The following is a 9835-nucleotide window of genomic DNA, read 5'->3' on the forward strand; positions in this document are numbered from 1 at the left end:
CAATTGTCTATCTTTTGGTATTAACCTGTTTGTGCCTTAAGTCCTTCCCTGTATGGATTTCAGCTACTTTTGAGCGTAGGCGCTCTCATCGAATTTTATTTTAAGTTAATTATTTGCATAACAATTCCCGAAGAGCCCAAATTCAACGACTAAATCAGCATCGAGAAAAGGCTGCACGTTTCTTTATTACTAGCATTTATCAGCGAGATTTACTAGAACTTCCGTTAATTTATATCAGTAGTTATGTAAATTTCTCTTAATTATTTCAAGACAACTTTATTATACAATGCTATAGGCGATCGCTTTGATTTAATTCCTCAAATATAGCGTTATTGGTTGTGTACGGGTAAAATGCTATGATCAGGAAAGAAAATTTTCATCAATGACAAGTATTATTTATTAGATTGCAGGGTGTAACTATCTAATATTTTTTTTATTTTCTTCAAGATAATTAAACCAGTTAATTAAATCAGATTGAGAGGTAAAATCTAATAAAGCTTCTCCTAAATCTTCTAATTGTTCTAAAGATAATTCTTGAATTTTGTTGACCCAATCAGTTGAAATATTACCAACTCGGCGATTAATTTGTTTAAGAATTAGATTGGCTTCGCCTTTTTTAAAGCCTAAAATCTCACCTTCTGTGATTCCTTTAGCGAGAATTTCTTGATAAATAACCGATTCCTTCATAATTTCCTCCTTGAGTAATCTTTTAATGATAGATTGATTTAAAACTAACCCTGCAATAATACCAGTTGAGGCAGCAATGTTATTTCTCTCTATGTTATCAGAAATTTTTTCAATTTGACGAGCTACTTGTTGTAATACTTTTTCTGGATTATCAGTTTGAGACAACACCGCAAACGGAAGTAAACCTGATACATCTAGAAAAGTTTCACTGGGAACTTCCCAGAGTCTAACTACATTATAACGATGTTGTAGTTCTAATAACTCAAAGGTATTAATTTTGACAGCAGCAGATTGATTTTTTCTCAGATAAATAACCACTTGATAAACTCTTTTTCGAGGAACCCGACGATAAATCCTCAGACGATAATCAGCCATTCTAAAAGGAATATCTTCTTTCGGATCTGTCTGAAATTCGATGTGAAGAATTAAGTCTTCTGATTGTAAAAAAATCAAACTATCTACTCTAATTGGATCTAGCAGTAACTCAGTCGGTTCCAACTCGGTTAATGTAATCGGTTCTCCGATTAACCAAGTGGCTATATCCCTTGAAAAAAGTGACGCTAAGATTCGACAAACATTATCATACATTCTTTCATCATATCATAAATTAGTCTCATTGTAGAATTTGCCATCTCAATTGTTAAGCAACAATCGACCAAAGGGGTAGAGTTCGTAACTATTCTGATTGACTGGTATCACTTGAAATTCTCACAAGGATCACAAAATTGGTCAATTGTCAATAGCATTTGAGATGCGCTCACCCCGGGTGGTGAGGATGTCAAAGAATCATCAAAAATAGCAGCAGTTGCCCCCTAGTTCTATAATCAGATTACGGCTAATTTGATTGGCTATCAACCCTATTTATGTCTATCTCCCCACCCCGTTCGGGTTACACTTTGCCGGTTTTTGCCTGTGCCAGTGCGATCGCATCTCTCCAGCATCTCCACGGCGAAAATGAGCTAAATTCCGTTACTTTTAATCTTTTAGAACCGCCAGAAGCCGTTACAATTGCCATCGAACAAGTTGCCCGACTCAACCCCGATGCTGCCCTAGCCATCACCCGCAGCGATCCGGGGGATAATTTAGATTTAACTAGAAATACCCCTATATGGGCGTTAGTAGAAAGAAAAACGGGTAATCAAGAGATAGAGATTCAAGGCGGCGAAGGAATCGGCATCCAGGTTGATAATGGCGGAAAATCAGCTATTTATAGTTATGCCCAGCGTCTGCTGCAAGAAAACCTCAGACCCCTGTTACTGCCCCAAGAAAGCCTCAAAGTGACGATTATCCTTCCAGAAGGCAAAAAACTGGCCACAAGGACTTCTAACGCCGCTTTTGGGGTAGTAGAGGGATTATCTTTGTTGGGTACCACTGGCATTTCCCAACCCCTGAGCGCTCCCGGACAGTTGGAAATCTTTCGCGAGCAATTAAAAATTTTATCCCGTCGTTTCGATCGCCTGGTGTTTTGTATCGGGGAAAATGGCTTAGATTTAGCCCCTCAAATGGGTATTAATCCTGATATTTTGGTAAAAACAGCCAATTGGATCGGGCCGATGTTATTAGAGGCACAATTACAGGGAATCTCTGAAATTCTTTTGTTTGGTTATCACGGTAAATTAATTAAACTTGCCGGGGGAATCTTTCAGACTCACCATCATCTGGCCGATGGTCGTCGGGAAATTCTCACCGCCTACGCCGCTAAAATGGGTTTAGCTACCCCCCATCTCCAGCAAATTTTTGACAGTAGCACCAGCGAAAACGGTCTGGAATATCTGCGTCAATTAGACCGGCAAACGGGAGATAATTGGGTGGAACGCATCTATGGAGAAATGGCTAATACGATTGATCGCCGTTGCCAAGAATACGTTTATAACCACAGTAACGGTCATCTTGGGGTCGGTTGTATTTTATTCGATCGCTCTCGTTCTTTGATCAGCAAAAGCGAAAATGGCCTTAAATTTTTGCAAAATCTACCAGTCACTCCCCAGTGACCGTGCTATGATCGTGGGAATATTTAGTCTTAAAAAATGAAACTAATAAGGCCATACTATTGTAGCTTATTTTCAGAACAATAGCCGATTTAGTTTACAAAACTTTAACCTTTTCCTGCCAGTTTCTTTTTTTGATCGCAGTGACAACTCAAACCCCCCTTCCTACCCCTCAAGAGACTTTGCCCTCAGAGTCCTTCACTAATAGCCTTAATCGTCAAATAATCATCATTCTTGACTTTGGCTCCCAGTATTCTGAATTAATCGCCCGCAGAATCCGGGAAACGAACGTTTACTCCGAAGTTCTCTCCTATCGTACCAGTGCCGAACAATTGGCCCAAATCAACCCGAAAGGAATAATTCTTTCGGGCGGTCCCAATTCCGTCTATGATCCTGGAGCGCCTCACTGTGATGCCGAAATTTGGAATTTAGGTGTACCCATCCTCGGAGTTTGCTATGGGATGCAGTTGATGGTACAGCAGTTAGGAGGTAGGGTGGAACGGGCAAAACGGGCCGAATACGGCAAAGCATCCCTATTTATCAACGATCCTACCGATTTATTAACCAATGTCGAGGACGGTTCCACCGCTTGGATGAGTCACGGGGATTCCTGCGTGGAATTGCCTGCGGGTTTTGAAATTCTCGCTCATACCGATAATACCGATTGTGCGGCCATTGCCGACCACAAGAAAAAACTCTTTGGAGTGCAGTTTCACCCGGAAGTTGTCCATTCTGTGGGAGGAATCGCCTTAATTCGCAATTTCGTCTATCATATCTGCAAATGCGAACCCACTTGGACTACGGAAGCTTTTGTCGAGGAATCGATCCGAGAAATTAGGGCAAAAGTGGGCGATAAGCGAGTTTTATTGGCTTTATCCGGCGGTGTGGACTCCTCTACCTTAGCATTCCTCTTGCATCGAGCGATCGGTGATCAACTAACCTGTATGTTTATCGATCAGGGATTCATGCGTAAGGGTGAACCAGAACGATTAATGCAGATATTTAACGAGCAATTCCATATCGGAGTCCAGTATGTCAACGCTAGAAAGCGATTTTTAGCGCAGGTTGCCGGTGTCACCGATCCCGAGGAAAAGCGCCGTCGTATCGGCCATGAATTTATTCAGGTGTTTGAAGAAGAATCGAATCGTTTGGGACCCTTTGATTATCTGGCCCAAGGAACTTTATATCCCGATGTGATTGAATCGGCCGATAGTAATGTGGATCCCAAAACCGGGGAAAGAGTCGCGGTTAAAATTAAAAGTCATCATAACGTTGGTGGACTGCCGAAAAATCTCCGGTTTAAATTAGTCGAACCCCTGCGAAAATTATTTAAGGATGAGGTGAGAAAATTAGGCCGATCAATTGGTCTTCCGGAAGAAATTGTTCGTCGTCAACCTTTCCCCGGCCCCGGTTTAGCAATTCGCATTTTAGGGGAAGTCACCGCAGATAAATTAAATATTTTGCGCGATGCAGATTGGGTAGTGCGCGATGAGATTAATAAGCAGGGAATGTATCACGATTTCTGGCAAGCTTTCGCGGTTTTATTGCCTGTCCGCAGTGTGGGAGTGATGGGAGATCAACGCACCTACGCTTATCCTATTGTCCTACGTTTAGTCAGCAGTGAAGACGGAATGACTGCCGATTGGTCGCGGGTTCCCTATGATTTATTGGAGACAATTTCTAATCGCATTGTCAATGAAGTTAAGGGAGTTAACCGCGTGGTTTATGATATTACTTCTAAGCCCCCCGGAACTATAGAATGGGAGTAGTATTGAATTATTGATTGATTGTTAGTCCCGTCCAAATATTGGGGCGGGATTTTTGCAGAATAGACAATTGAGGAGATTAATTACTACCATGACACAGTTAGAGATTTTAGAAGAAATAGAAGCGGTGGATTTTGCGGAAGAAGAAGAAGATATTGAAGGAGAATCAGCAAACCAAAAAAAACTACAACTCAAAGAAATCTCCGAGACTGTTGTTGCTGGAAGTGATTGGACTACCGCAACGATCCGCGATCAATTAATTCGAGAAAATATTCAACTCAATCCGCGCTTTCAAAGACGAGATGCTTGGAATATTACTCGTAAAAGTCGATTTATTGAATCCCTAATTCTAGGGTTTCCAGTCCCACTGATTGTCTTAGCTACTAATAATAAGGAAAAAGGGAAATTTATCGTTCTTGATGGCAAACAACGCCTACTAACAATTTTACAGTTTTATGGTGACAGTGCCACACCTAATAATAGTTTTACTTTAAAAGATTTAGAATTTCTAGATAATCTCAATGGCTGCCAATATCAGGATCTAGAAAATGACTTCAATTTAAATGATATCTCAGACCAACTGGATAATCAAACTATCCGCACGATTGTTATCCGTAATTGGAAAACGGAGAGTTTCCTTCATAAAATTTTTCTGCGTCTCAATGTGGAAAATACCCCTTTGTCTTCTCAAGAATTAAGACAAGCATTACACCCAGGGGGTTTTATTAATTTTTTAGATGATCGAGCGATCGAAAGTCAAGCATTAAAGAAAATATTTAAATCTTCCTATCCCGATTTCCGGATGCGCGACACTGATATATTATTGCGTTATGTAGCTTTTCATTATTATTTATCTGATTATCGCGGTGATGTTAAGATACTTCTAGATAAAACCTGTCAAAATTTCAATCAAGAATGGGAAAAACGCTCAGATGAAATTATCAATGTTGTTGATCAATTTGAAAAAGCTGTCCAAACAACAATTAATATTTTTGGAGAGAAAAACTTTTCTCGTCTCTGGTTATATAAAGAAGGAAAGTATCGAAGTCAGTTGAATCGAGCAATTTTAGATGTGATGGTTTTTTACTTTTGCGATGATCTAATTAGAGCAGCTGCCGAGAAAAACAAAGAACAGATAGAAAATGCTTTTAAAGAATTATTATCTAACCCTGACAATGAATTTAGGAACTCAGTAGAAAAAACTACTAAAAGTATTAGAGCAACTTACAATCGTTTTCATTTATGGGGTCAAGCTTTATCAAAAGTATTAGATATTAACTTCAATATTCCTCAGATGGAAGACAATCGTATTATTTTTAAGGGGTTAAGATAGTTAGTTTTTTTACTATGCCGACATCTCTAAGATTTAGACAACTAACCAGAGAATTGAATCGACTAAAAAAACAATTCCTACCTCGTAAATTTAGCGAGATAAATGACTATTCTGAAAGACAATTAGCTTTAACTTTTGCCTATCGAGTTTTTGCTCATGCTGAGATTGAATCTTATCTTGAAGATCGAGTTTGGGATACAGTACAGACAGCAAAAAATATCTGGGATAATCAAGGTAAAGCTAGTGGAGTTTTGTTATGTGTAATCGCTTTTTCTGGTCAAGAAATGGCAGCTCCTCCCGACACCCTTACTCCTCTTAAAGGTAAGAAAAATCTGCCTGAAGATAAACTAAAAATAACTAAAAAAATTGACATAGCTATTAGATGTTTTAAATCAGTTATCGATCAAAATCATGGGATTAAAGAAACTAACCTATTAAAATTACTCTTACCAATCGGCATCGATAGTGATGACTTAGATAAAGTTTGGTTAGCCAATATGAATACTTTTGGAGAAGAACGCGGTGAAATCGCTCATTCTTCGGCAATAAAAACTAAACAAACGCCTAACCCTGCCGACGAATTAGAGAGAGTTAAACAAATTATTCAAGAATTAGAGAAAGTCGATCAATTGATTACTAACTTGCTTAAGTAATTGCCCTCTTAATAAAATTTAAAGTGTTAATTATATCAGAAATACAGTATAATAAAAGGCAGAGAATAGAGAGCTAATCATCAAAGTGAAACATAGACCAATTGCGATCGATTTATTTGCCGGCTGCGGTGGGATGTCCCTTGGTCTAGAAGCGGCGGGATTTGATATTGCTGTAGCGGTGGAGTTTGATGCAGTCCATTCCTTGGTTCATCATTTTAACTTTCCCTATTGTCAAACTATTTGTCGGGATATAGCCAAAGTAACAAGTAGAGAAATATGGGAATTATTAAAACTAAAAGGCTATGCCACCGATGTTAGTTTAATTGCCGGCGGTCCCCCCTGCCAAGGTTTTTCATTGATTGGTAAACGACAAATAGATGATCCTAGAAATTCTCTTGTATTTGAATATCTGCGGATTGTAGGGGAAATTAAACCCAAGTATTTTATCTTTGAAAATGTCCCCGGCATGGCTACGGGTAAACACAAACAATTTTTAGAGGAGTTAATCTCTGAATTTGAAGCTATTGGCTATACAATTAATCAGCCAATTAAAATCCTTGATGCCAGTGAATACGGGGCCCCACAAAAGCGCAGAAGATTAATCTTAATTGGTAGTCGAAAAGACGTGACGATGGCTAAATATCCTTTGACAAAGACCGTCGATTTAAACCCAGCCAAAAAATCAGCTTTTACCAGCGTCTATGATGCGATTTCAGATTTAGAATTAATACCAGCCTTTATCGATACTGATTTAGGCATACCCGCATCAAAATTAGATTATAGTGGTAAGAGGAAAAAATATTCAGTGCAGCCAAGGGATATTTTTAAACTTTGCCATCAAAGAACAGTAGATATAAAAATCTATGGACATATAGGCTCAGTTCATACCCAAAGATCAATTGATAGATTTATCTTAACCGAACCGGGTACAGTGGAACCAAAAAGTCGCTTTTTAAAGCTTTCTCCCACTGGTTTATGTAACACTCTCCGGGCCGGAACTAATAGCGACAAAGGAGCCTATACTGCTCCTAGACCCATTCACTATTCTATTCCTCGTTGTATTACTGTACGAGAAGCCGCCAGATTACATACATTCCCCGATTGGTTTCAGTTTCACCGCACAATATGGCATGGTTTTCGTGAGATTGGTAATGCGGTTATTCCGCTATTATCGAAAGAACTTGGCTCTTCTGTGATGGGAGCAATGAATATTAATACCGCTAATCTCAACCGAGTTATTTTAGAAAAAATGCCCGAAGACTTATTGCTATATAATATGTCTCAGGCATCAAACTATTGGGGAATCCCTGACGATGTTATCCCGAAAAGAAAACGAGGTGTCTCTCAGAGACAGTACGATTAACTGCCTATCGAACTTTAAAAACCTGCTCCCATCTTCTCACTCCCCCTAGACTTTTTCAACAGAATTTACTATCATTTTTATTATTCAGGAACCGTCCACCAAGCGAGAGCAAAAGCTTGTTCTTTCTCATTAACTTGTTGACGATATTGAACCCGAATTTTATAGTTTCCAGAGATGGGGACAGGACAAAAAATATGCTCTAAACTATCACTATCACTCAGGGAAGCACAGGTGTATTTAGCATTATTATCCTCCTGGGCAGGTAAAAGATAAACATCTAAATTATTCAGTCCGAGATCCTGGAAACTTTCATCGATATCATAGAGATTATTGCGATTAGTATCGATTAGTTCTACCAAACGATCCCAAGCTAAAGTTATCGAAACAAAACTATTAGCTTTTAATGGCTTCTCTAGGGCATAATCTTGATAACTATTAGCGGTAACTGTAGCGTAATCCCAACCAATGGCAGGAATAGATTCTGTGGCTGACCATTGACCATTACTAAACTGTTGGTAGGTGCGAAAAGTGTTAAGATGTCCCGTCCCCATCTGCATATCTAAAGGAATTTTCGGGTCTTTATAAGCATCGGAGTCTAACCAAGTTTTTTGATCCTTAGTTAAGACTGTCCGTCTCATACCTAACCGTAAACCATCCCCCGTATCTTTAATTTTATCGGCAGCATTAAGCATGACTGCCTTCATCACTTGATGATGACGAGAATCGACACTCCAATGGGGATTTTTTTGATTAATTTGTTGATCGCCGTATTCTTGTAAAAGTGCCACCGATGCCGTAATATGAGGGGCGGCGAAACTGGTGCCACTAACAGTATTTAATTTACCTTTGAGGTCATAAAGCTCTATTTTATTGCCAGGGGCAACTAAATTAATTGAGCGCCGCGAACCATCATTAATTTCCCGTTTAATTAAACTGCGACCAATACCCACCGGCAAAGCACTAATATTAGCAAAATCAACTTTAGTGAATTTTCCTTCTCTTTTGGCTGTATAAGCGGTAGTAATGCCGTTAAAATGATCGGTGGGAATGGGAATTCCTCCCTTACCTTGATTACCAGCAATTACATAAAGAACATCATCAACTCGCGATGACCAATCAACACATTGAGTTAATAAAGCTTGACCATCTAATTTTGGTTCCTGTCGTTGATCTCTTTGCAAAGATTCCCCAAAACTAAAGTTAATCGCGCGGACATCACCGCTATTTTGTCGGGCAATATTTTGACTAGCAAGACATTCTTCCGGTTGTCCACCGCGTCGCAAAGAACCCACCGCCCCCGAATATAATCTCGCTTTTGGGGCCACTCCGGGGATTTTTTTATCATCACTGACCATCACCGTTGCCACCATAGCGGCGTGATTATCTAGATAGGTGTTGGGTTTGGCAATTTGATTGCGAAAAAAAACACCAGCTAATTTATAGGGAGGCTGCCAAGCTGCCACTTTATCATAACCGAACTGCGCCGGTCGGCCGATTTCCACTTGACCGATGGCAATTTTTCGCCCTAATAAATTATAGGGTTCCGCCCGCAAGCGATCAGCATAAATTCCCTGTTCACCGATGGAATTAGAAAGAACCAGGGAAGGAAGCAGAATTATCGTTACCACTAACCCGACGACAAACCAAAACCCTCTTTTCATCATCAGCAATCCTGCGGTGATAAGGTGATACCAATCCATTCTAAGACAGAAATCTCAGGAGTGAATCTCACATTTGCAGAAATACCGACAATCAGCAATTATTAGTAACTCTTAAATTATTACAGATATATCAGCAGCTGGCTGTAAGCATCCCACCGAAAAGCTAATGCGCTCCGGGGTTTGGGGGCGGCGCCACGCCCCCAACGGGGGGTTTGGGTAGGGTTGATTCATGAATCAACCTTAGGATGAATCAACCCTAGGATGAATGGTTCTTCGGTTTGTCTTATGCAATGGACGGGGTTATAAGGAATGAAACCCTTATAGAGACAGACATTACCGCAATTTTTGTCAATTGTTTGCGATCTAGAGTGAACTAATCAATTA

General features: G+C 39.7%; 7 protein-coding genes. 5 read left to right on the forward strand and 2 right to left on the reverse strand.

All coding sequences use genetic code 11. From position 1 onward, the window contains the following. Positions 1 to 417: 417 nt before the first annotated feature. The gene (locus tag IM509_RS07290; RefSeq protein WP_052276685.1) at positions 418 to 1275 is read right to left on the reverse strand and encodes an Rpn family recombination-promoting nuclease/putative transposase; all 858 of its coding nucleotides are present in this window, start codon (positions 1273 to 1275) and stop codon (positions 418 to 420) included. A 275-nt stretch (positions 1276 to 1550) separates the two neighbouring features. On the opposite strand from IM509_RS07290, the gene cbiD reads away from it, so the two are divergent. The 5 genes from cbiD to IM509_RS07315 all read left to right on the forward strand — a co-directional run bounded on the left by cbiD (position 1551) and on the right by IM509_RS07315 (position 7790). Continuing rightward, positions 1551 to 2678, forward strand: coding sequence for a cobalt-precorrin-5B (C(1))-methyltransferase CbiD (gene cbiD / locus IM509_RS07295; RefSeq protein ID WP_185237476.1), 1128 nt, complete (start codon positions 1551 to 1553; stop codon positions 2676 to 2678). Between the two features lie 140 nt (positions 2679 to 2818). Next, positions 2819 to 4444: a glutamine-hydrolyzing GMP synthase gene (gene guaA / locus IM509_RS07300; RefSeq protein WP_052276684.1), complete on the forward strand. Its 1626-nt coding sequence runs from the start codon at positions 2819 to 2821 to the stop codon at positions 4442 to 4444. 88 nt (positions 4445 to 4532) lie between these two features. Next, on the forward strand, positions 4533 to 5774 hold the full coding sequence (locus tag IM509_RS07305) for a DUF262 domain-containing protein (RefSeq protein WP_185237477.1): 1242 nt from the start codon (positions 4533 to 4535) through the stop codon (positions 5772 to 5774). Positions 5775 to 5788: 14 nt separating this feature from the next. Then, positions 5789 to 6427: a HEPN domain-containing protein gene (locus tag IM509_RS07310; RefSeq protein WP_185237478.1), complete on the forward strand. Its 639-nt coding sequence runs from the start codon at positions 5789 to 5791 to the stop codon at positions 6425 to 6427. 85 nt (positions 6428 to 6512) lie between these two features. Next, positions 6513 to 7790, forward strand: coding sequence for a DNA cytosine methyltransferase (locus tag IM509_RS07315; RefSeq protein ID WP_185237479.1), 1278 nt, complete (start codon positions 6513 to 6515; stop codon positions 7788 to 7790). Positions 7791 to 7870: 80 nt separating this feature from the next. Here the strand turns inward: IM509_RS07315 and IM509_RS07320 are convergent, their stop codons facing one another. Continuing rightward, the gene (locus tag IM509_RS07320) at positions 7871 to 9490 is read right to left on the reverse strand and encodes a S8 family serine peptidase (protein WP_052276681.1); all 1620 of its coding nucleotides are present in this window, start codon (positions 9488 to 9490) and stop codon (positions 7871 to 7873) included. Positions 9491 to 9835: the final 345 nt, after the last annotated feature.

It is taken from the genome of Microcystis sp. M31BS1 (genome assembly GCF_020245285.1).
Classification (GTDB): Bacteria; Cyanobacteriota; Cyanobacteriia; order Cyanobacteriales; family Microcystaceae; genus Microcystis; species Microcystis panniformis.

Bases quoted from the DNA above. Each gene is read 5' to 3' on its own strand.
- cbiD (WP_185237476.1), top strand. From the start codon at position 1,551: ATGTCTATCTCCCCACCCCGTTCGGGTTACACTTTGCCGGTTTTTGCC.
- IM509_RS07290 (WP_052276685.1), bottom strand. From the start codon at position 1,275: ATGTATGATAATGTTTGTCGAATCTTAGCGTCACTTTTTTCAAGGGAT.
- IM509_RS07305 (WP_185237477.1), top strand. From the start codon at position 4,533: ATGACACAGTTAGAGATTTTAGAAGAAATAGAAGCGGTGGATTTTGCG.
- IM509_RS07310 (WP_185237478.1), top strand. From the start codon at position 5,789: ATGCCGACATCTCTAAGATTTAGACAACTAACCAGAGAATTGAATCGA.
- IM509_RS07320 (WP_052276681.1), bottom strand. From the start codon at position 9,490: ATGGATTGGTATCACCTTATCACCGCAGGATTGCTGATGATGAAAAGA.